This is a genomic window from Sporosarcina ureae (assembly GCF_002109325.1).
GTDB lineage: Bacteria > Bacillota > Bacilli > Bacillales_A > Planococcaceae > Sporosarcina > Sporosarcina ureae_C.
Map to the genome: position 1 here is coordinate 2,364,355 of NZ_CP015348.1, position 21,752 is coordinate 2,386,106.

General features: G+C 44.2%; 17 protein-coding genes. 13 read left to right on the forward strand and 4 right to left on the reverse strand.

What is annotated here, in order from left to right:
* Nucleotides 1-8: 8 nt before the first annotated feature.
* Nucleotides 9-974, forward strand: a complete 966-nt coding sequence (locus SporoP32a_RS11750) for a 2-hydroxyacid dehydrogenase (protein WP_085428054.1) — start codon at nucleotides 9-11, stop codon at nucleotides 972-974.
* Nucleotides 975-1,148: 174 nt separating this feature from the next.
* Here the strand turns inward: SporoP32a_RS11750 and SporoP32a_RS11755 are convergent, their stop codons facing one another.
* On the reverse strand, nucleotides 1,149-2,030 hold the full coding sequence (locus SporoP32a_RS11755) for a TetR/AcrR family transcriptional regulator (RefSeq protein ID WP_085428055.1): 882 nt from the start codon (nucleotides 2,028-2,030) through the stop codon (nucleotides 1,149-1,151).
* Nucleotides 2,031-2,205: 175 nt separating this feature from the next.
* Between SporoP32a_RS11755 and SporoP32a_RS11760 the strand changes: the two genes are divergently transcribed.
* From SporoP32a_RS11760 to SporoP32a_RS11790, 6 genes are all read left to right on the forward strand, one after another.
* Nucleotides 2,206-3,708, forward strand: coding sequence for a DHA2 family efflux MFS transporter permease subunit (locus SporoP32a_RS11760; protein ID WP_085428056.1), 1,503 nt, complete (start codon nucleotides 2,206-2,208; stop codon nucleotides 3,706-3,708).
* A gap of 80 nt (nucleotides 3,709-3,788) precedes the next feature.
* Nucleotides 3,789-5,642: a tetratricopeptide repeat protein gene (locus tag SporoP32a_RS11765; protein ID WP_085428057.1), complete on the forward strand. Its 1,854-nt coding sequence runs from the start codon at nucleotides 3,789-3,791 to the stop codon at nucleotides 5,640-5,642.
* Between the two features lie 459 nt (nucleotides 5,643-6,101).
* Entirely contained in the window at nucleotides 6,102-7,577 is a 1,476-nt protein-coding gene (locus SporoP32a_RS11775; protein ID WP_085428059.1) for an aldehyde dehydrogenase family protein, read from the forward strand.
* A 25-nt stretch (nucleotides 7,578-7,602) separates the two neighbouring features.
* Nucleotides 7,603-8,751 carry a saccharopine dehydrogenase family protein gene (locus tag SporoP32a_RS11780; RefSeq protein WP_085428060.1) on the forward strand — a complete coding sequence of 383 codons (1,149 nt, stop codon included), beginning with the start codon at nucleotides 7,603-7,605 and terminating at the stop codon, nucleotides 8,749-8,751.
* 79 nt (nucleotides 8,752-8,830) lie between these two features.
* Nucleotides 8,831-9,439, forward strand: a complete 609-nt coding sequence (locus SporoP32a_RS11785; protein WP_085428061.1) for a GNAT family N-acetyltransferase — start codon at nucleotides 8,831-8,833, stop codon at nucleotides 9,437-9,439.
* A 25-nt stretch (nucleotides 9,440-9,464) separates the two neighbouring features.
* Nucleotides 9,465-10,658: an acyl-CoA dehydrogenase family protein gene (locus SporoP32a_RS11790; protein WP_085428062.1), complete on the forward strand. Its 1,194-nt coding sequence runs from the start codon at nucleotides 9,465-9,467 to the stop codon at nucleotides 10,656-10,658.
* 305 nt (nucleotides 10,659-10,963) lie between these two features.
* On the opposite strand, the gene SporoP32a_RS11795 is transcribed toward SporoP32a_RS11790, so the two are convergent.
* Nucleotides 10,964-11,845: an SDR family oxidoreductase gene (locus SporoP32a_RS11795; RefSeq protein WP_085428063.1), complete on the reverse strand. Its 882-nt coding sequence runs from the start codon at nucleotides 11,843-11,845 to the stop codon at nucleotides 10,964-10,966.
* A gap of 154 nt (nucleotides 11,846-11,999) precedes the next feature.
* On the opposite strand from SporoP32a_RS11795, the gene SporoP32a_RS11800 reads away from it, so the two are divergent.
* The 4 genes from SporoP32a_RS11800 to SporoP32a_RS11815 all read left to right on the forward strand — a co-directional run bounded on the left by SporoP32a_RS11800 (nucleotide 12,000) and on the right by SporoP32a_RS11815 (nucleotide 17,780).
* The gene (locus SporoP32a_RS11800; protein WP_085428064.1) at nucleotides 12,000-13,172 is read left to right on the forward strand and encodes an aminotransferase class I/II-fold pyridoxal phosphate-dependent enzyme; all 1,173 of its coding nucleotides are present in this window, start codon (nucleotides 12,000-12,002) and stop codon (nucleotides 13,170-13,172) included.
* A gap of 205 nt (nucleotides 13,173-13,377) precedes the next feature.
* Nucleotides 13,378-15,471 carry a beta-propeller domain-containing protein gene (locus tag SporoP32a_RS11805; protein ID WP_198166158.1) on the forward strand — a complete coding sequence of 698 codons (2,094 nt, stop codon included), beginning with the start codon at nucleotides 13,378-13,380 and terminating at the stop codon, nucleotides 15,469-15,471.
* Between the two features lie 267 nt (nucleotides 15,472-15,738).
* Complete coding sequence (locus tag SporoP32a_RS11810) at nucleotides 15,739-17,130, forward strand: L-cystine transporter (RefSeq protein ID WP_085428066.1); 1,392 nt, start codon at nucleotides 15,739-15,741, stop codon at nucleotides 17,128-17,130.
* Between the two features lie 242 nt (nucleotides 17,131-17,372).
* Complete coding sequence (locus SporoP32a_RS11815; RefSeq protein WP_085428067.1) at nucleotides 17,373-17,780, forward strand: DUF4181 domain-containing protein; 408 nt, start codon at nucleotides 17,373-17,375, stop codon at nucleotides 17,778-17,780.
* 77 nt (nucleotides 17,781-17,857) lie between these two features.
* Here the strand turns inward: SporoP32a_RS11815 and SporoP32a_RS11820 are convergent, their stop codons facing one another.
* On the reverse strand, nucleotides 17,858-18,109 hold the full coding sequence (locus SporoP32a_RS11820; RefSeq protein ID WP_085428068.1) for a hypothetical protein: 252 nt from the start codon (nucleotides 18,107-18,109) through the stop codon (nucleotides 17,858-17,860).
* 221 nt (nucleotides 18,110-18,330) lie between these two features.
* Here SporoP32a_RS11820 and SporoP32a_RS11825 point away from each other — a divergent pair, with 221 nt between their 5' ends.
* Nucleotides 18,331-18,627 (forward strand): DUF4181 domain-containing protein, encoded by a 297-nt coding sequence (locus SporoP32a_RS11825; RefSeq protein WP_232319523.1) that lies wholly within the window; start codon nucleotides 18,331-18,333, stop codon nucleotides 18,625-18,627.
* A 366-nt stretch (nucleotides 18,628-18,993) separates the two neighbouring features.
* Here the strand turns inward: SporoP32a_RS11825 and SporoP32a_RS11830 are convergent, their stop codons facing one another.
* A complete protein-coding gene (locus SporoP32a_RS11830) occupies nucleotides 18,994-20,646 on the reverse strand; it encodes a putative bifunctional diguanylate cyclase/phosphodiesterase (protein ID WP_085428070.1) in 1,653 nt (550 codons plus the stop codon).
* A 126-nt stretch (nucleotides 20,647-20,772) separates the two neighbouring features.
* Here SporoP32a_RS11830 and SporoP32a_RS11835 point away from each other — a divergent pair, with 126 nt between their 5' ends.
* The gene (locus SporoP32a_RS11835) at nucleotides 20,773-21,720 is read left to right on the forward strand and encodes a DMT family transporter (RefSeq protein ID WP_085428071.1); all 948 of its coding nucleotides are present in this window, start codon (nucleotides 20,773-20,775) and stop codon (nucleotides 21,718-21,720) included.
* Nucleotides 21,721-21,752 lie beyond the last annotated feature (32 nt).

The following is a 21,752-nucleotide window of genomic DNA, read 5'->3' on the forward strand; positions in this document are numbered from 1 at the left end:
CGTTGTCCATGAAACCAGTAGTATATATTTGCCGCGAGATGCCGGAAGACGTAGTTGCGCCTGTTCGTGAACAGTATGACGTGCGGATGTGGGAGTCAACGAGTGAACCAGTCCCGCGGGATGTGTTATTGAAAGAAGTGGCAGAAGCAGACGCGCTGTGGGTCGTCATTTCCGATCAAATCGATAAAGAAGTATTTGACGCGGCACCGAAATTAAAACTGATCGTCAATATGGCGGTTGGATATAATCATATCGACGTACAAGAGGCGCAGGCACGCGATATTCTCGTGACGAATACGCCGGACGTACTGACTGAAACGACTGCAGATTTGGCTTTCGCATTACTCATGGTGACGGGTCGCGATTTAATTGGTGCAGAAAACACGTTGCGTGAAGGACGATGGACATCATGGGAGCCTCTCGGTTTCACAGGTATGGATATTCACGGTGCCACTCTCGGTATCGTCGGTATGGGACGGATCGGTGAAGCAGTGATGCGACGCGCGAAAGGGTTCGATATGGACGTGCTCTATCATAATCGTACCCGTAAGTCTGAAGTCGAGGATATGTATGGCTGTCGCTATGCCGAGCTTCCGGATTTGTTGGCGACATCTGATTACGTGTTAATTTTGGTGCCGTATAGTGAAGAGACGAAGGGTATGATTGGTGAACAAGAGCTGTCTCTGATGAAGGAGACGGGGATTTTGATTAATGTGGCGCGCGGCGGGATTGTGGATGAGACTGCGTTGTTTGATGCGCTACGTACGAAGAAGATTCATGCGGCAGGGCTAGATGTCTTTGAGACGGAGCCTGTTCCGCTCGATCATCCGTTGCTGACGTTGCCTAATTTGACGGTGTTGCCGCATATCGGCAGTGCGACGGTCAAGACGCGTAAGGCGATGATGAAGCTGAACGTAGATGCGTTGCTTGCGTTTGCGCTAGGAGAAGAGCCTAATCATCAGGTTCGTGGTTAGTAGGGATGTGTAGTGATTCCCCCATAATAGACAAATAAAAACGTCTTCTAGCACCGAAGTGGTTTCAATAACGTAATTTGTTTACAACTAGAAACCACTCAACGTAATCCTTAACAACTGAAAAAGAGACTAGCAAAGCTATAATCGCTGACTTTGCTAGTCTCTTTTGTGCTGTTATTGAGATTTGTCGATGAACGACCAAATCGCCGCGGATAGTTCGATTACTTGTAGTTGCAGTTCGGAACCTTCGAACGCTTGGCGGAATGAGCGCACGACGGATTCTAGTAAATAGAGTCGTGGGTGGTCAGATGATAACTCGTCCAATAGAAATTGGCTGTAAAGCATTCTTTGATTTTCCTCTTCGGGTAACTCTTCGATGAATTTTTGCAAACTCTCGGTTAGCACTTCGCGTGTCATCGGATAAAACTCGGCGGCTGTTAACATGTCTTCTAGCAAGCTCTGTGACAGGAAGTGTGCGTCACGTTTTACGATGTCCGGCACGATGACTTCCATTCGTTGCATGACGAACTTTACTAGTTTCATCGTATCGATTTTCTCTGTAGTGGAACTTTTCCAGACGTTAAGCGCATGTTGGATGAAGCCGAAAAGTAACGATGCGCAATCATAAGAGTACGGTTTTACTTCCTCGCCGTAGACGTTGACCAAACGTTTCGCAATCCATGCGAGTTCTCGAAAATGCATGTGCTTGACGAATTGACGTAGCTCGTCATCAGGCGAATGAACAATCGTTTCAAATAACGGAAGCAAATTTTGTTGTCGGTTCATCGTCAAACGAATTTCAATTTGTGCAGAAAGTAGGGCGGGGTCTGCAAGATCTTTGCCGATCGCCAGCTCGTTTCTTCGTAAGTAACTTATATAATAAGCATCGCGCAATATCGCCATGAGACATTCATTTTTAGAAGAGAAATAATTATAGAACGTTCCCTTTGAAATTTGTGCTGCATCCAAAATATCTTGAATGGATGTCGCGTGAAAGCCTTTGTCGATAAATAGTTTTTTTGCGATAAGCAATACATGTTTTTTTCGGTCGTTCATAGATAATCACCTGTGTATTTTGATTTGTTTTATACTGTGTGTATACTTCATATACTATTCTTAAAACACTGTTATATCAAGCTTTTGAATCTATACGAATTAATTAGTTGTAATAAATGAACTGGCGGTATAAAATATAAACCTGACATATTTTCACGTGTTATAGGAGGGTAAAATGGTAGAATCATTAGAAATTAAAAAAATGCATGAGAAGCCACCTTATGGCATCATTGCAATTTTGTTCATTGGTGCGTTTGTTGCGATCTTAAATAATACTTTACTGAATATCGCATTACCGGTCATTATGGAAGAGTTTTCGATTACTCCATCAGCTGTTCAGTGGCTGACAACGGGGTATATGCTAGTCAACGGGATTATGATTCCAGCCAGTGCGTTTTTCATTCAGAAGTTTACTAATAGAAGAATCTTCATTACAGCGATGGTGCTCTTCTCGTTAGGGACGTTTATCGCTATCATCGCGCCGACATTCTCTTTACTAGTCGTCGCACGTATGATCCAAGCATCCGGTTCCGCATTGATGATGCCGTTGTTAATGAATGTTATGTTAACAGCTTTCCCGATCGAAAAACGGGGAGCGGCACTAGGTATGTTCGGTCTGGTAATGTTCACAGCACCCGCTATTGGACCGACTTTGTCCGGCTGGGTAGTTGAGAATTATTCATGGCGGACGTTGTTTGAAATCGTTCTGCCGATTTCATTGCTGACACTAGTCCTTGCTATCGTCAAGCTGAAGAATATTACACCGAACCGCGATGTCCGCATCAACTTCTTCTCGTTGGTATTGTCGACGATTGGTTTCGGTGGCCTGCTATACGGCTTTAGTTCAGCGGGTGAAAAGGGTTGGGGTTCTCCAATTGTCTATGGCACGATCGCGCTCGGAACGATAGGGCTTGTATTGTTTATACTAAGACAATTACGTATGAAAGAACCAATGCTCGATTTTCGAATTTACAAGTACCCGATGTTTGCACTCGCTTCCGTCGTATCGATGGTGCTGTCTGTAGCGATGTTCTCCGGGATGATTTTGACACCGTTATACGTGCAAAATGTCCGCGGTATTTCACCACTGGATGCAGGATTGCTCATGCTACCAGGTGCAGTTTTAATGGGGATCATGTCGCCAATCACAGGTCGTTTATTCGATAAATATGGCCCGCGTGTCCTCGTCTACACAGGATTGATCATTTCTGTAATCGGAACGTATTTATTAAGCCAACTGCAGATGGATACAGGCTATTACTATTTAATGGCAGTGTATACATTCCGGATGTTCGGCTTGTCGATGGTGATGATGCCGGTTATGACAAACGGAATGAACTCGTTGCCGATGATCTCAAATCCACATGGTACGGCAATGAATAACACATTGCAGCAAGTATCTGGTGCGATTGGTTCGGCCTTGTTACTGACACTCATGACCAAGCGGTTGGATCTATCAGCAGCTAACCAAGTGAAGGACTTGGCTGCATCTGGCGTCGATGTATCTACTATGAAAGAAGAGATTGGACGTCTAGCGATGCTGGACGGCGTCAATCACGCGTTCTTTATCTCGACAGTTATTACATTGGTCGCGTTGATCCTATCGTTATTCATTAAACGGGTCATGCCACCGACTTCACCAGCTATTGGGGAAGTGAAGGAACAGTCTGAAAAGTAGAATAAGGAGTTTCGTATGCTACTATGTATGCGGAGCTTCTTTTTAGTATGGTATAGTAAAAAGAAAAGGTTGTGTTCGATGTGATAGGGAATAAAGAAAAATGCCCATGCGGAAGCGGGGAAATCGTAGAGAACTGCTGTGGCAAAACAGATGTGCCGGGCACAAATCAAATACAAGAAGAGCTTAAGCAAATACTAAATAGCTATTATGAAACTACATTATCTCCTTTAGAGATTAAAACGCTTGAAGGCTTATTAAAAGAGTGGGGAGGACGTCTTGGTGAGTGGATGGAAGAAGAGGAACTCGTGACGAATGTCAGTGATTATTACTTCTTCATCGTCCGTAAAGATCTATGGAGACGTCATCTAGTAAAAGCATTGAACCGTACACAAAATAGAGCGGTACGAGCTATCTTGAAAAGCTGGCAGAATGCGTTCGTTACGTTTGCGGAAGTATCGAAGGCAGATAAAGAAGTCTACCATATGAAAGAGATTCTTGGGACTGGCGAGTATTTATTGGCAAGAGAAGCAGGCGAACCAGAAGACGTACGAGCTGTCATTGCGATTGTCCTAGAAGAGATGCGCAATGACGAGCGTTGGGTCATGCCGATATCTGCCATCGCGGTGAATGAACATATGAGTACCGAACTAAAAACACGTGTGCAGGAAATAGCAGAAACGAGCGAAGAAAAGAATAGCTTCGATTTCTTCAAAAAGCATCTCGTGGATATTTATGAAGTCGTTTGCAAACTTGACGTTCAGACATTATCAGATGTAGTCGAGCAGAACTTCACGCCATTACAACGTGAAGTAGTAGAAATACTGGATGCTAAACTCGAAAAAGAAGAGCTATATCCAGGTGCGTATGAAATGTTGCTGTCCTTGATGGCCTACTACTTTACCGATCAAGATCCGAAATTCCGTAAGCCGGAAGTACTCGCAGCGGCGGCGTTTCAGTTGGCTGTCGATACGAGCATGATGCCGAATACGTATACACAAGCGGAAGTCGGGAAAATGTTCGATGTATCCGTATCTTCTTTCCGAAAGCATACAGATATCTTGCAAGAGAAAATTGAAGATCTTGAGAAAATGATGGCAGAAGGACAGACAGAAGCTGCGTATCATATCGGTACTAATCCTCTTCCGTCCGAGCAAATGAACTGGCAAGTGCATATGTTAACGCAAAAGCATGACTTCGATTCGTTTGAAGAAGCACAGGCATATATTCAAGAAGCTATCCAGCAACCATTTGAGCCCGAAAATCAGCAGCAAGAAGCGCAAATGCTTTGTTATATGGCATATAACGCGGAAACGGTAGAACAGCGACGTGATTTTGCAGAGGGGGCATATGGCGCGGATCCGACGAATGTCGATGCCTTGTTGCTTCAGACAGAGTTGACGGATTCGAAGGACGAGCAGGACAAGTTCTTCAAGCAAGCTATTTTCTCTGGCGAAAAGCAGTTCGACGGTCGTGCAGAAGATGCATGGAAGTTTGCGCCGAACCGCCCGTATTTGCGCAGTCTAATGCTGTACGGTGTGTGGTTCTATGAGCAAGGCCGTTTTGCAGAGGCGAGTGAGATGTTTATACGTCTGCTGTCGCTTGACCTCTTTGACCATCAAGGTGCGCGATACTTGGCGATTTCTTCTTTGATTCATCAGGGAGAGATTGATCAGGCGACACGATTGTTGGAGGCGACGGTAGAAGTTTCTGAAGGCGATGCGGCGTATTGGTATTTGTCTTGGTTGGTGGAGATGGAGCGTGCGCAAGGTGAGTCTTCGGAGCGTGCTTTGGAGTTGTTTGCGAAGGCAGAGCAGTTGAATCCACATGTGAGTAAGTTGATGGAGATGGCTGTGGAGAAGATGAGTTATCCGAAGAGTGTGGCGCTTACGCCAGGCAGTCATGAGGAAGCGCATTATATTTGGTATTTGTTGTAATGAATGTTGGCCGTCATGGCGAGTTGGAATTTCCGACTTGCTGTGGCGGTTTTTTGCGTTGGTGAGTGGGAAGGCACCGTTGATCTGCATTTTAGGCGGACGCTTTCCTGCGGGCATGGCTTGAGCCTCCTCGTCACTTCGTTCCTGTGGGGTCTCAAGGCTCATGCTTTTCCCGCGGGAGTCGCCGCCTAAAACGCAGATCAACTAGTTTGCCCTTCTATTTTAGTGATATGTAAAGATCTCCAGCTACATATAAAACGGAGGCGTCTCTAATCAGTAGGCTTATTGCGAGAGCCATCTGCAAGCGCCGAAGTGGGGTTAGTACCGTTTCTTACTTTGATTAAACCGTTTAAATCTTGGGAATATACCTTGTATTAGAGGAATAGGATGATATATTGTCGAACAATTCTAATAGGGACAACTTACGAAAACTATATGGAGTAGAGAGGAGTGGTTTTGATGAAGTTGACTAATTATATTGATGGTGTTTGGCAAGGGGAGGCGGCTCGTTATACGGCTGTGCTTAATCCGGCGAATGGGGAAGAGTTGGCGCAGGTGCCTTTGTCTTCGGAGGAAGAGGTAGATCAGGCGGTTGTGGCGGCGAAGAAGGCGCAGAAGAAGTGGGCTTTGGTGCCGGCACCTAAGCGTGCGGATTATCTCTATGAAATCGGCCGCATGATGAAAGATAAAAAAGAGCATCTCGCACGCGTGCTGACGAAGGAAATGGGTAAAGTAATAGAAGAAGCGCGTGGTGAAGTGCAAGAGGGAATCGATATGGCGTTTTACATGGCAGGAGAAGGGCGTCGTTTGTTTGGTGAAACGGTGCCGTCCGAGCTGCAGGATAAGTTCGCGATGAGTGTTCGTGCACCGATTGGCGTGGTGGGTCTGATTACACCGTGGAATTTCCCGATTGCGATTGCGACGTGGAAGTCGTTCCCGGCAATTGTGGCGGGCAATACATTCATCTGGAAACCGGCGACGGAAACTCCACTCATGGCGTATGAAATGGCGTTGATTTTCGAAGGAGCTGGCTTGCCGCATGGCGTGGCGAATATCGTCTTTGGTTCAGGCTCAGATGTTGGTACAGCGCTGATCGAACATCCCGACGTTCGCGTAATTTCGTTTACTGGCTCGACGGAAACAGGTCGACATGTCGCGGAGTTGGGCGGTCGTCACTTGAAGAAAGTATCGCTTGAAATGGGTGGCAAAAACGCGGTCATCGTATTGGAAGACGCAGATATCGAGCTCGCGGTCGAAGGGATTTTATGGAGCGCATTTGGAACGGCGGGGCAGCGTTGCACAGCTTGCAGTCGCGTGATTGTTCATCAAGATGTCAAAGAAGAGTTGCAGAAACGTCTGATCGAAAGTATGAAAGATCTGACGATGGGTGATGGACTGGATGAAACGGTAAAAGTGGGTCCTGTCATCAATGAAAAGGCACTCGAGAAAATTCAAAGTTATATTGAAATTGGCAAAGAGGAAGGTGCAAATCTCGTAGCTGGCGGAAATGTGCTGAATGAAGGTAAATTCGCTAGCGGACAGTATTTCGAACCAACGTTATTTGTAGATGTGGCATGGGACAGCCGACTAGCGCAGGAAGAAATTTTCGGTCCTGTTGTTTCATTGATTACGGTCAGCAGTCTGGATGAAGCGATCGAAGTAAATAACAGCGTAGCTTACGGCTTATCCAGTTCCATTTTCTCGCAAGACGTCAATAAAGTATTCCGTGCACAACGCGATCTAGACACCGGCATTGTCTATATTAACGCAGGCACGACAGGCGCAGAAATTCATCTACCGTTTGGCGGAACGAAAGGTACGGGGAACGGTCATCGAGACTCTGGTGTGGCGGCATTGGACGTCTTTACGGAATGGAAGAGCATTTATATCGATTACAGCGGCAAGTTGCAGCGCGCGCAAATCGATACGGAATGAACTCACAGGAAGAAGGGATGAGCAAATGAAAGTTGTCGTATTAGGTGCAGGATTAATGGGAAAAGAAGTAGTTCGTGATTTAGTTAAGCAAGATGAAGTGAAGAAAGTGTATCTTGCAGATCGTGCCATTCGACAAGCGGAAGATTTTGCAGAAGAACTAATGAATGAAAAGCTCGATATTTTATTGCTCGACGCGACCAATGAAGAGCAACTCAGTGATGTCATCGGGCTTGGAGATATTGTCGTCAACGCACTGTTTTATACATTCAATGAATCGGTTGCCCGCTGCGCTGTAGAACGAGGCGTACATGTTGTGGACTTAGGTGGACATATCGGTGGAGCAACGGAGAAAGTTCTCGCGCTAAGCGAACAGGCTGCTGCGAAAGGCGTGACGCTCATTCCGGATCTAGGTGTAGCGCCCGGTATGATTAATATTCTCGCAGGTTACGGCGCGTCTTTACTGGATGAAACGCAATCGATCAAACTTTATGTAGGCGGTGTTCCGGTCAAGCCTGAACCACCCTTAAATTATAATGTCGTCTTTTCATTGGAAGGATTATTCGATCATTACACGGATACGTCCCGCGTTATGCGAAATGGTGAAGTGAAGGAACTGCCTTCATTATCGGAAATCGAAACGCTGGAATTCGATCGCTATGGTGAAATGGAAGCCTTCCATACATCAGGTGGTACGTCGACCATGCTCGAGTCGTTTCCTACTATCGAAACACTAGAGTACAAGACGATCCGCTACCCAGGTCATGCCGACAAAGTTCAAGTATTAGTCGATCTTGGCTTACTATCTAGAGAATCCTCGATCCGTGTAGATGGTAGACCGCTACGTGTGCGCGACGTCATGCTCGCTCATTTGACGCCACAATTACGTCTTGGGGAAAAATCGGACGCTGTATTGCTGCGGGTTATAGTAAGCGGAATAAAAGATCAACAACCGCATACAGTAACGTTCAATATGATTACCGAAAAAGATCAGAATACCAATGAAACTGCCATGGCGCTAGCTACAGCGAACACGATCTCTGTCGTCGCGCAAATGATTGGCAATGGAGTGATTACGCAAAGAGGCGCTTATCCACCGGAAAAAATTGTACCTGGCAAACTGTATATCGAAGAAATGAAGAAACGCGGAGTTGTCATCGACGTACAACAGGCCTAATACAGTATATACTGGTAGTAAAGCGTGGATTTAGATCTCAACAGACCATCTCCTCGTATTACTAAGGAGTGAAGTGAAAATGCATGAACAAACATTAAACACCTCTCAGATGGGGCTACAGCACTTGGCAACGAATCGTCGGACGTTGAATAGACTATTCAAATTCGTACTGGTGGATTTCGGCTTTCTCGACCATATTCCATTTCCGATTATGCGTAAGGCGTTAAAGAAGAAGATTCTACATGCAGTCTATTTGACAGATGGCATCAACGTGTACGGCTATGCAATCTATCAAAAAATTCCGAAGTACGGAGGGATACACGTGTTGTACTTAGCAATTGCGCCCGAATTCCGTTCATACGGGTTAGGCAGCGTGATGCTTCGCCGTTTGGATGCGTTATCACCGGAAGGGATTTTACTCGAAGTAGAAGATCCGGACTTGTCCCAAAATGAAGAACAATTATCTATTCGCACTCGCCGTATCGCGTTTTACGAACGCAATGGATTAACGCTCGACCAAACGATCAAATTGACGAATTTCAAGCATCCATTATTATTGATGACTAGTATCAAGTTACCGGAGCTTAATGAGCGCAAGTTCCGGAAGTTTTATCGACAGTTGTACAACCGAGTATACCGTGTGCCTGTCGGACAAATTGCGGTAAACGCTTGGTTTGAAAAAGCATAGTTTCATTGTAAAGGAGGACACGAAGATGGACTTTACATTTACAGATGAACAGAAAATGTTGCGACAAACGGCAAGACAGTTCGTGGACGCGGAAATCATGCCGCATATTGCAAAATGGGATGCACAAGGAAGCTTTGACGAAGCGATTTGGAAACGACTCGCAGATCTAGGATTCATGGGCGTCTGTGTGCCGGAAAAGTACGGTGGCAGCGGCATGGATTATAATGCTTTGGCGATACTATGTGAAGAACTCGAACGTGGAGACACGGCTTTTCGAACGGCGGTTTCCGTGCATATTGGCTTGAATTGTATGACACTGATGCAATGGGGGACGGAAGAGCAGAAGCAGCAGTATCTGGTGCCGCAAGCGAAAGGCGAGAAAATTGGCGCATTCGGATTAACGGAACCAGGCGCTGGCTCTGATGTTTCCGCCATTCAAACGACAGCGGTTCGTGATGGGGATGATTATATATTGAACGGCCAGAAAACGTGGATTTCACTTTGTGATTCTGCAGACAACTTCCTCGTTTTCGCTTATACGAATAAATCGAAGAAGCACCACGGCATTAGCGCGTTTATTGTAGAGCGTACACTGCCTGGATTTTCATCGAAAGCGATCAAAGGAAAATACGGTATTCGTGCAGGCAACACCGGCGAGTTGTTCTTTGAAGACGTTCGTGTACCCGCTACGAATTTGCTTGGCGAAGAAGGCGAAGGGTTCAAGATTGCTATGGCGGCGCTTGATAACGGTCGCTTTACGGTTGCGGCTGGTGCTGTCGGATTATTGTATGCCTGTCTCGAATCCAGTGTAGAGTACGCAACGACGCGTGAGACATTCGGCAAGAAGATAGGGGAGCATCAGCTTGTGCAACAGATGCTTGCGAAGATGGAAGCGGGTTATCAGATGAGCCGTCTTCTTGTATATCGTGCAGGTGAGCTGAAGAATCAAGGAGTTCGTAATACACGCGAAACGTCGCTTGCAAAGTGGCAAGCTTGTGATTTTGCCAATCAGGCGGCGGATGATGCGGTGCAGATTCATGGGGCGTATGGGTATTCGGATGAGTATCCGGTAGCGCGTTATTTGCGTAATTCAAAGGCGCCTGTTATTTATGAGGGGACGCGGGAGATTCATACGTTGATGCAGGCGGGATATGTGCTTGGCGAGCGTAGTGATAAGAAGTTGAATCGCATGTTGCCGAAGTGGCCGTTTGAGGAATGAATGCATAGCGAAGAGACGATCTCGTATAGGGATCGTCTTTTTTGCTGTGTTAGTGGGAGAAGGGGGAAAGGCCGTTGATCTTCGTTCCAGGCGGACGCTTTCCCATGGGCGTGGCTTGAGCCTCCTCGTACGCTGCGCTCCCTGCGGGGTCTCAAGGCGCACGCTGATAAATCGGGGAGTCGCCGCCTGAAACTAAGATCAACTGGTGTCTTTTTCTGAAGTTATATAAGCTTGAAAAGTACTGCAAACGAACTTCTCTGATTAGAAAAACGAATCCACTACTAACATCTTTTCAGCTTATCAAATTAAGAACCGACAAAATCTCCACCATCGATGTGTATCGTTTGTCCAGTCATGTAGCTAGAGTCCTGTGAGGCTAGGAACACGTAAGCGGGTGCGTTTTCGGCTGGTTGGCCGCGGCGTTGCATGGGGGTGTCTGATCCTTGGTTTTCTACTTTTTGTGCATCGAATGTTGATGGGATCAGTGGTGTCCAAATAGGTCCGGGTGCTACCGCGTTGACGCGGATGCCTTGGTCTGAAAGGTTTAGTGCAAGAGAACGTGTGAAACTTGTGATGGCGCCTTTTGTGGCGGAATAATCAAGCAGCCCGGGTGATCCGTTGTAGGCTGTTACAGATGATGTATTGACGATGCAATCGCCTTTTTCCATATGCTTCACTGCCGCCTTGGACATGAAAAATAAGCCGAAGAAGTTGGTTTCGAATGTCTCTTTTAATTGTTCTTCGGTAATATCTTCGATCGATTCTTGAGGGAATTGTTTTCCCGCGTTGTTGACGAGTATATTTAACTTACCAAAGTCCTTGACTACTTGTTGAATTAATTGTTTACAGTTTTCTTCTTTGCTGATGTCCGTTTGATATTTCTTTGCTTTGCCACCGTACTTCTCAATGAGTTTTATCGTTTGATCCGCATCTTCATCTTCTTGGTCGGCAAGATAGGCGATGGCGACGTTCGCTCCTTCTTTTGCGTAAGCGACTGCGACAGCGCGTCCGATCCCGCTGTCTCCGCCTGTGATGAGCGCGGTTTTCCCTTTTAGTTTATCTGCTCCTGTAAAATTAGGATCGTCGTAGATTGGCGCGGGGTGCATGTCCTCCTCGACACCAGGTTGGGTAGATTGTGTTTGCCCTTGTACTTGCTCGTCGATTTTCTCGTATTGATCTTTACTCACGTAAGACCCTCCTTTAGTTATCATTATCGAAAGTATTCCCCTATTGTTACCCTGCAAACCTGTGATATTCATCGGGAAAACGATTCCGGATGAACTTTTTGCGTGTTATAATGAAGTCATTAACTAACCTATAACAGCCAAGGAGCGTGTCTTCATGAATTTTCAACCTTCCAAAAAAATGTCCATTTTCTCACCAGCTATTTTTGGTGATCTGAAAGCAGCCGCTGAAGAGAAGAAAGCAACAGGTGCACAAGTCGTCGATCTAAGTCTTGGGAGTCCAGATCTTCCACCTGACGAACGTGTACGTAATGCGTTGTCCGAACAAAGCGCGTTAGCCTCTTCTTACGGTTATACACTCGGAGGGACGAAGCGATTCCATGAAGCGGTCGCGAATTATTATAAAAGACGCACGGGTGTCATCATTAATCCCGAAACGGAAGTTCTTCAGACGATGGGTTCTCAAGAAGGTCTTGTCCACTTGCCGTTCGCATTTTGCGATGAAGGAGATTACGTTCTGACAACTAACCCAGCCTACGTCGCGTATGACGCAGGAATTAAATTAGCAGGTGCAGTGCCGTATTACATGCCATTACTTGCAGAAAATGGCTTCTTACCAGATTTGAATGAAGTCCCAGAAGACGTGCTGAAAAAGACGAAGCTTCTCATCTTGAACTTACCCGGAAATCCAGTACCTGCTATGCCAAGTGAAGCCTTTTTCGAAGAAGTTGTAGCGTTCGCAAAGAAATATGGAATCATTGTACTGCATGACGCAGCCTACTCGGAGTACTATTTCACGGGCGACCGTCCCGCAAGTTTCCTCACAACACCAGGCGCAATGGAGGTCGGCATGGAAATCAACTCATTGTCGAAAAGCTTCAGCTTGGCTGGCGCACGGATCGCTTACTTCGTCGGAAATGCAGAAATGATCAAAGTACTACGCGAACTGAAATCAAACCTTGATTATGGAACGTTCGGACCGATTCAAGAAGCTGCTATTGTAGCGCTTGATAACGGGGAAGAAATCACAGATCGCCTACGCGCCGAGTTCTCGAAACGCCACCACGCCTTAATGGACGGACTCGCATCTCTAGGCTGGGAAACGACACCGTCTGAAGGGGGAATGTTCGTCTGGGCGAAGTATCCATACGACATGGCCGACAAAGAATTCGTCTTCGAGGTCATTAAACAAGCAGGCGTCGTCATGGTACCCGGCAGCATTTTCGGCACAGCAGGACATGGCTTTGTCCGACTCGCTCTCGTGCAGAAAGTCGAATTGATCGAGCAGGCGATTGAACAGCTTAGGGGATTATCGATTGTCTGTAACTAAACAAAAACTAGGGAGAGTGGATTTCTACTCTCTCTTTTTTATTGAAAAATAAATGGGTCACTATTCATTTCACAATCCGTCAGCAATGAAAAAGATGAAGGCGACAGACAATGGAAGAAGTTGTAGAATTTAAAAATAAAGTGTAACGAAATCAAAAGTTTTCAGTCTACTTTAGTACACATCAAAACTAAAGGAGATGAAAACTATGAATACAGGTAGATGGCTTGTTGTACTTGGTGCAGCGGGAACGATCGGAATCTTAGTGCTGATCAGTTTCCTATTCTGGCCGAAAGTCGGAATTACATCCACAAAGTCTGTGCTTGCGGGCCAGTCGCTGAATATCTATTTTACTGCCCCCGTGAAAAAGAGCATGGATGCTTCGAAGTTTCACGTGACGAAAAGCAATAAGAAAACCCAAGCCGAGCTTTCGTACGGAAATGGCAATACCTCATTACAAATAGGTGAGCTACAACCAGGAAACTATATATTGCATATTCCATCGAATAGTTTTGGTATATGGAAGCGAGCAGAGGATAAGGCGCTTTCATTCACCGTTCTAGAATCGGTGCAACCTGTAAACTCTATTAAAGAAATCGAAAACTTCTTCGAGCGGATAGAGCCGCAAGGAAGGAGTGAAATCATGATGGAATCTTCCACGGAAGATAAAGCTTCTTCAGCATCTGGTGGCGGTCCCGATTATTCACAGACCAATCAACAAGTAGCAGGGGTAGATGAGGCGGACCAAGTCAAAACAGATGGTGACTACCTTTACGAAGTCTTAAACGGAGATGGGTTGATCATCACAGATATCCGCAATCCAAAAGACATGGTTCACGCTAGCAAGGTAGATTTCACGGATGGATTCTATGCAAACGAACTGTACGTTGATCAAGACAAAGTCGTACTAATCGGTGGTCAAAATCTAAATGCCCCGACATCCAATACGGATTCAAAAATGATGGAAGATCGTATGATGTCGATGCAACAACTATCCGTCATTCGTGTGTACGATGTCACGGACCGCACAAATCCGAAACTTATTCGTGAAACAGGTGCAGAAGGTTACGTAATCGGTACGCGTAAAATTGGTCCATACGTTTACATGATCACGAATAACCAACCATTCCTTTGGTACGATCATCCAGTACCGGCAGAAGATCAGTTATTGCCGAAAGTCTATGATTCATCAGTCGAACAAAAAGTACAATCGCTAGCACTCGATAAAATCTCTATTTTGCCAGGCGCGATGGAACCCTCTTACTCGATCATCACGACACTTGATATAGAATCGGGGGAAAAGGGTGGAGTGAATACGAAAGCGTATCTTGGAAGTGGCGAACAACTTTACATGTCAGCAGATCACCTTTATCTGACGTCTACAAACTACCAAGACCAACATCAAAATACTAGCGAAGTATACAAATTCGCTCTAGATAAAACGCAAGTGAATTTCCTGCAAACCGCTCAATTAAAAGGGACCATCTTAAATCAATTTTCGATGGATGAGCACAACGGCTATTTTCGAACCGTCACAACAGAAGGTAATCTATGGGATGAACGTAATAAAGCAAAAAACCATTTGTTCATTCTCGACGAAAATATGAAGCAAGTCGGATCAGTCGAAAATCTGGCGGTCAATGAACGCATCTATTCCGCACGGTTCCTTGGTGATAAGGCGTATATGGTCACATTCCGTGAAACCGATCCGCTATTTGTCATGGATGTAGCAGATCCGAATAATCCCAAAGTGCTCGGCGAATTAAAAATTCCAGGATTCAGTAATTATTTACACCCGCTTGACGAAGGACATTTGATTGGCTTCGGCTATGAAACAATCGCAAAGAAAAATCCACAAGGTGGCGAGCCGATCATCCAAACGGGCGGAATGAAAATTTCTTTGTTCGACGTAACCGATTTCGCGAACCCGAAAGAAACTGATACTGAAATCATCGGTGGCCAGGGAACTTACTCATCGGTACAAGACGACCATCATGCATTGTTCATTCATCCGTCTCGCAACTTGTATGGTTTCCCCGTCAGCATTTATCAACAATCTGAACGTGAGGGAGGCGTCGTAGACTTGCAAAGGTCAGGCGCAATGATTTACGAAATCACAGTAGAAAAAGGCATCGTCCAAGCGGCTGATTTGACGCAGCGCATGACAAATGACTATATGGACTGGGAAAAAGAAATCCGCCGCTTGTTATATAGTGGAGACACTGTTTACACGATTTCTCCAAATGAAGTCAGAAGCTACGCGTTGAATGGATTTGCACCGCTGGACACACTAGCGAAGTAAAAGTAAACGCTACTTGATCCTTAACTCATTCATGGGAATACCGACTCTATGCAGCTTAGTCGGTATTCCTTTTTTTTATTGGAGTCTTCGATACATAACGTTAATTGCTATAACTGTTGTGAGAAGAGATGTTAGTTCAAGTGAGTAGCGTGATAGATTGTCTACTATAATTAATCTTTAAATCTTACTTGACGAATAGGGATTGGAGGGATAGAGTATAGTTTGTATGAAATACTACAATAATATATAAATAGAGGGGATAGAATGATGAATACTTTTTTACTTATTGTGAACATTGCGGGTCTATTGTTGCTCGTCGGCCTATTATATAGAATGAATCGCAAAAAGGTCTCATTTTCAAAACGCGTTTTTACGGGACTTGGGCTCGGGATTGGATACGGACTTATTTTACATTTTGCATACGGGACAGAGTCAGAAATCCTCAAGCAGTCGATGCCGTGGTTTAACTTAATCGGAACCGGCTATGTTAAATTACTGCAAATGATTGTTATGCCACTAGTTTTTATTTCCATCTTAGCGGCCTTTACGAAAGTAACTATCGGGAAAAACTTTGGGAAAATGGCAGGTACGATTTTAGGTATGCTCGTCGGGACTACCGCGATTGCTGCGATTGTAGGGATTTCAGTTACGCTTCTATTTGGACTGGACGCTTCTGAAATTGTGTCAGGAGAAGCAGAAGCGGCACGTGGGCTTTCTATGGAAGAAAACCTCGAAACGGTAGCCGATCTTTCGTTACCTGAGAAGCTCATTGATTTATTACCTGCTAATCCTTTCTTAGATTTCACAGGGGCACGTCCAACTTCAACTATTGGGGTCGTTATTTTTGCAGCATTCCTTGGGTTTGCTTACTTAGCGATTACAAGAAGAGATGAAGAAAATGCGGTCACGGTGAAAAAGGGAATTGACGCAATTTACGCATTGATCATGGGTGTTGTACGAATCGTTCTACGTTTGACGCCATATGGTATTTTGGCGATTATCGCGCGAACTGTCGCGACGTCTGACTTTATGGCAATCTACAGTCTCGGGAAGTTTGTCCTTGCTTCTTATGTCGCCTTAATCGTGATGTTCGGCATTCACTTGCTCATTATTACATTATCGGGATTAAATCCAGTGACATATGTGAAAAAAGCAGGTGAAGCATTAATATTTGCCTTCACATCACGCTCAAGTGCGGGTACATTACCGTTAACGATTCATGCACAAACAAACCGTTTAGGTGTACCTGAAGGGATCGCAAACTTTTCTGGTTCGTTTGGTTTATCCATCGGGCAAAATGGCTGTGCAGGAATTTACCCAGCGATGCTCGCTGTCATGATTGCTCCATCAGTAGGTCAAAACCCACTTGAACCAATGTTCTTATTGACATTGATCGCTGTTGTTGCGATTAGCTCATTTGGTGTAGCTGGCGTTGGGGGAGGCGCGACATTTGCTGCAATTCTCGTCTTGTCGGCACTAAATCTTCCCGTCGCACTCGCGGGGTTATTGATTTCGGTTGAACCATTAATCGACATGGGCCGAACTGCTGTAAACGTCAGTGGTTCAATGACAGCCGGTGTTACTACAGCCCGCGTGACTGGTGAACTTGATAAAGATATGTATAATGAATCACTTGAAAAACAAACAGTAGAAGCTTAATTTTTAAGAAATCCCGTAGAAGACAGCTTTGTCTTCTACGGGATTTTTTTATGCGAACGAACATCCCATTAAAGCATCAAGTGGCACTAGATAGGACGTTAGTAAATCTATTTAAGTAGTTTGGATATTTCTGCTATAGTAATAGGAAAGTAAGATTAGGCTCATAATTTTGTAATAGGGGCCATTTTGTTGGATAGAGAAATTGGAAGAAGATATGAGAAGCGATAATTGGAGGATCACGCATGGAGAACTATGGAATGACACCAGGGTTATGGTCAGAACTTATTATAATACTATTAATTGTTATTTTCCTGATTATTATTATTCCAGCTATAATTCGTTATAAAATGGGAGCGGATAAAAATAAGTGGTTTTCATTTAATCACATAAACAAGTTCCATAAAAAAGTCGATTGGACATTGCGTATAATTTTTCTGATTTCTATACTAGTAAGTGCAGTATTACCTAATGAACAGCCGCTTTTACTACCCCTAATTTCCAGCTTTTTCGTATTAAGTCAAATTATCGTCCAATCATATGTAGAGTGGAGATTTTCCGACAACAGAAAGAACTTCAAAGTAACCTTAATCCAATTTGGGTTAACATTTATTACGCTTGCAGGTGCACTTTTTTGGATAAAGTATTTCTAGCGGAAAATTGAAATTATAAAGTTGACGGTCACAATTGTTGCACGAATTCTATAACATTATGGGGCCATTTTGAAGTATTATAGTCGATGCATTATTGTGTCGGATGGTAAGGGGGCGCGTGAAATAGACAACCAGAATTTCAAAGTAATATCCTTGATTTGTTTATTAATTTGTATACTAGCTTGGATTCCTAACATTGTTTTCCAAGTAGCCAGTCCTTTATTTTTAGTAACTTTTATTATTGCTCCAGTGGGAATTGTATTCGCAATATTGGTAAGAAGATATTGGTTAATCGTGGCTAACACTTTTATGTTTTTCAGCTTTTTCATATTTATGTTCGTGGGTTATTTTGTGAACGCCAACTGACGTCAAAACTTAAGGATATATTGTTTGCGACCAAAGCGCGAATTTGTTGTATAGGGTTTGTGTCTTAAACGGGCCGAGATATAAGAATAAGGATTATAAGACTAGGTGGGGTATTATGAGGTTTTTGGGGTTTGTTATTATATTACTAATTTTGAGCATTCCATTTGAAATGTTACTAAACAAATTGTTTAGTGTAGAAAAAAAGAAGATTTCAGAAACCCCTGGTAAAAGAATTGACCGATGGGGAAGAGGTATTATTTTAGTCGTTTCTTTAGGTAGTCTTCCTTTTGTTGTGGTCGCAGAACCAGTTATAATAAAGTGGGTTTGTATCTTTTATTGCGTTGTACAATATGGTTTTCAATCCATTTTGGAGTGGAAATACTTAAAAGGGACTAATCAACATATTGTAACATTTGCTTATCTATTAGTAGGTGTAATTCTGTTCTACAATGCGGAGTACTTATTTCGATTATTGAGATGAAGTATTGCGTGGATCTCTATTAAAAAAGTAGTACTGTATTCTAGTTATTCAAATGTCGGGCGTGATTGTTTAGGATCGCTTTCTAAGTTGATCAGAGCGGAAGCCGCCCATAGGCACACATCCGGTTGCAGCGCAGATCAACGGGGTTTAACCACTATCCCCTCTTTCAAAAACGCCACAAATGACCACTGAGAGCCTACAGTTAACACATGACCTCCTCTACGCAATCGAAAAAGGTTGTCTTTTCAGCCCTTGTACAGTAAGCTGTAATCAAACGCACTAGTAACGACCACAATTAAACAAGTTAGACAAAAATGGAGCCCTTTCTATACGAAAGGAGCTCCATCTGATTTGTATAAAGATAATTTATTGAATTTCGATCTGCTCAGCAGGCAACGGCATGCCGATGAAGTGACCTTGCATAGCATCAATGCCCATCTCTTTCAGCAATTCAAATTGCTGTTCATTGGCGACACCTTCTGCAATTGTATATAAGTTTAATTTCTTGGTAAGAAGAATCAATCCTTCGATCAACTTTTGTGTCTTTGGATTGCTTAGCAACGCATCAATAAAGACGCGATCAATCTTCACGCTAGAAATCGGTAAATGTTGCAAGTAGCGCAATGATGCATATCCCGAACCAAAGTCGTCAAGCGTAAACTGCAAACCGAGTTTTTGCAGTTCTGACATTTGCCCCAGTACGGATTGCTCTTCTTCCGCTTTAAGTGCAAATTTCTCTGTGAATTCAAGATGTACTTTATGCGCAGGGCAACCGGTCTCATTTAAAATAGAAATCAAGCGATCTTTCCATTGCGGATTCAGTGATTCGCGAATGGACGAGTTAATAGAAATACTCATATCATTACCAATGCGATGCCATTTCGTCACGAACGTCATGGCTTCTTCTGCAACATAGGCGCCGATTTCTTCAATCAAGCCATTTTCTTCTGCAATGGGAATCAATTCGTCAGGACTGATGACACCTAAATCTTCATCTTCCCAGCGCACGAGTGCTTCGTAGCAAGTGATTTTATCGCTAGCCACATCGAGTTGAGGCTGATAAGCTACGTGTAATGAATTGCGATCGAGTGCGGTTAGCATCTTGCGGTCAATTTCCAATCGTCGGTTCAGAATTTTATGGGACTGAGCAGAAAGGGATGCTATCCGCCCGCCACCTTGACTGATCACGTCATCCGCAGCTGTCATTGCCACTTTATAGAGTTGCATATATGTTTGTTGATCTTCTGGGAAACGTACGATCCCGCCACTGATCGATAGGGTCTGTGCGTTTTGGCTGAGGTAGACGGGCTGCTGCTTCAAGAAATCATAAAAACCTTGAATATACCAATCTCCGAAAGCTGTCAACACAACAAAGCTATTCGTATCGATACGCGCAATGGGGCTATCTTGGAAGTAGCGCTTTAGTCGGTTGGTAAATTCTTGGATCAGCTGTGTCTCAGATTCCTGGGATTGCAGCTCTTTCATAGTGAAATAATGATCAATTGTCAAATAGACGAATGAAAAATGCGTGCCAGTTGTGATGGATTCATTGACTACTTGTTCCAACTTATGTCGGCTCATGAGTCCAGTTTCCACATCAATGAATGCAATTTCTCCTAAACGTTCCTGCAAGCGGATATCTTCTGTGATATCAAGCTCTAGGAAAAACACGGATTGCAGTTCGCCAAAATCAGAGAGGGTAGGAACAGCCAGTGTATTGACAAAGAACGGTTCGCCTACGCGAGTCATTTTTTCTACCTTGCCCACCCATGTTTTGCCGGACAATAAACGGTCCCAAATGGCATTCGCTATTTCCTGACTTTCAGCTCGGTCGGAGAACATTTGCCAGAAGGATTTACCTATAATACGCTTAGGAGTCCAACCACTGACAGTTAGGTAATTTTGATTGGCATAGGTGATTAGACCTTCGCCGTCTGTATGTGTAACTAATTGGTATCTATTAAGACTATCGACTAGTGCATGATGTTCGCTAGTCTCTGGTAAGCTAATTGTATGCATAGAGATACTCCTTTCCAATCTACTATATAACTATTATAAAGCAAAACACCGTTGTGTCTATATCTTATATGTGAATTTTATACTATATAGTTTAAAAAATAAGGAATTAGTTAGGGGTGACGGATAATGTTGCGATTAAAAGGAATTATGATGATCGTTATAGGATCCATGTTGTGGGGAGCCACGGGACCCATGATGGAGTGGATTTTGAACCATAGTGAGATGTCTGTTTCTATGATGTTAATCCTACGTTTGACGATCGCAGGGGCTGTAGTTTTATTATTATTGAAAGCAAAAGGCATACAAATTGGTCGCCCTATGAGGCAGAAGTTGTGGTTGCGTAAAATGGTGATGTTCGGTGTCATCGGGATGCTCGGTGTACAATACGGATTCGTTCAGACGATTGCACACAGTGACGCAGTAGTGGCCACGTTATTCCAGTTCGTTGCACCCGTCTACATCATCATCTTATTATCTATTCTTCAAAGGTCCTTCCCGCCAGGCGGTCAAGTGATCGGAATGATCGTCGCGTTATTCGGTTTGATCCTACTATTAACAAATGGCTCGTTCTCAAGTATTTCATTGGATACTACCGCAATTGTGTGGGGCGTCATTGTAGGGTTTGCATTCACATTCTATACATTATATCCTGTCGTACTTATGGCAGAGTGGGGTGTATTACTTGTCGTCGGCTGGGGTATGTTCATTGGAGGAGTCACTTTATTCATCATCAATTTACCGATGTTCTTCATGAACCTAGGTGTTCTGCTTAACGGCCCAGCGATGGGGATGTTGTTACTTGTGATCATTATGGGAACGCTAGCATTTATTATGTTCCTGCATAGTATGACGTTCATTTCTCCTGTTGAAACAAGCGTGCTTTCCTGCTTCGAGCCACTGACAGCAGCTATCGTCTCCGTACTATGGCTTGGCCAAACGATGGGTGTCTGGCAAATTAGTGGCGCAGCGGTCATGCTCGTCGGAGTCGTCTGGCTATCAGTCGGTGGTAATCGCAAGAAGAAAACCGCTCCACCGCCTGAAGCCTATCAGGAGTATGACCATAGCGAAGTGTAGGTCTTCGTCTGTACACGTAGTCATTTCATATG

What these genes read in the sequence shown, in the direction of transcription:
- SporoP32a_RS11830 (WP_085428070.1), bottom strand. Translation starts at nt 20,646, where the DNA reads ATGCATACAATTAGCTTACCAGAGACTAGCGAACATCATGCACTAGTC.
- SporoP32a_RS11810 (WP_085428066.1), top strand. Translation starts at nt 15,739, where the DNA reads ATGAATACTTTTTTACTTATTGTGAACATTGCGGGTCTATTGTTGCTC.
- SporoP32a_RS11755 (WP_085428055.1), bottom strand. Translation starts at nt 2,030, where the DNA reads ATGAACGACCGAAAAAAACATGTATTGCTTATCGCAAAAAAACTATTT.
- SporoP32a_RS11750 (WP_085428054.1), top strand. Translation starts at nt 9, where the DNA reads ATGAAACCAGTAGTATATATTTGCCGCGAGATGCCGGAAGACGTAGTT.
- SporoP32a_RS11780 (WP_085428060.1), top strand. Translation starts at nt 7,603, where the DNA reads ATGAAAGTTGTCGTATTAGGTGCAGGATTAATGGGAAAAGAAGTAGTT.
- SporoP32a_RS11820 (WP_085428068.1), bottom strand. Translation starts at nt 18,109, where the DNA reads ATGAAAAAGCTGAAAAACATAAAAGTGTTAGCCACGATTAACCAATAT.
- SporoP32a_RS11775 (WP_085428059.1), top strand. Translation starts at nt 6,102, where the DNA reads ATGAAGTTGACTAATTATATTGATGGTGTTTGGCAAGGGGAGGCGGCT.
- SporoP32a_RS11760 (WP_085428056.1), top strand. Translation starts at nt 2,206, where the DNA reads ATGGTAGAATCATTAGAAATTAAAAAAATGCATGAGAAGCCACCTTAT.
- SporoP32a_RS11790 (WP_085428062.1), top strand. Translation starts at nt 9,465, where the DNA reads ATGGACTTTACATTTACAGATGAACAGAAAATGTTGCGACAAACGGCA.
- SporoP32a_RS11805 (WP_198166158.1), top strand. Translation starts at nt 13,378, where the DNA reads ATGAATACAGGTAGATGGCTTGTTGTACTTGGTGCAGCGGGAACGATC.
- SporoP32a_RS11800 (WP_085428064.1), top strand. Translation starts at nt 12,000, where the DNA reads ATGAATTTTCAACCTTCCAAAAAAATGTCCATTTTCTCACCAGCTATT.
- SporoP32a_RS11815 (WP_085428067.1), top strand. Translation starts at nt 17,373, where the DNA reads ATGGAGAACTATGGAATGACACCAGGGTTATGGTCAGAACTTATTATA.
- SporoP32a_RS11835 (WP_085428071.1), top strand. Translation starts at nt 20,773, where the DNA reads ATGTTGCGATTAAAAGGAATTATGATGATCGTTATAGGATCCATGTTG.
- SporoP32a_RS11785 (WP_085428061.1), top strand. Translation starts at nt 8,831, where the DNA reads ATGCATGAACAAACATTAAACACCTCTCAGATGGGGCTACAGCACTTG.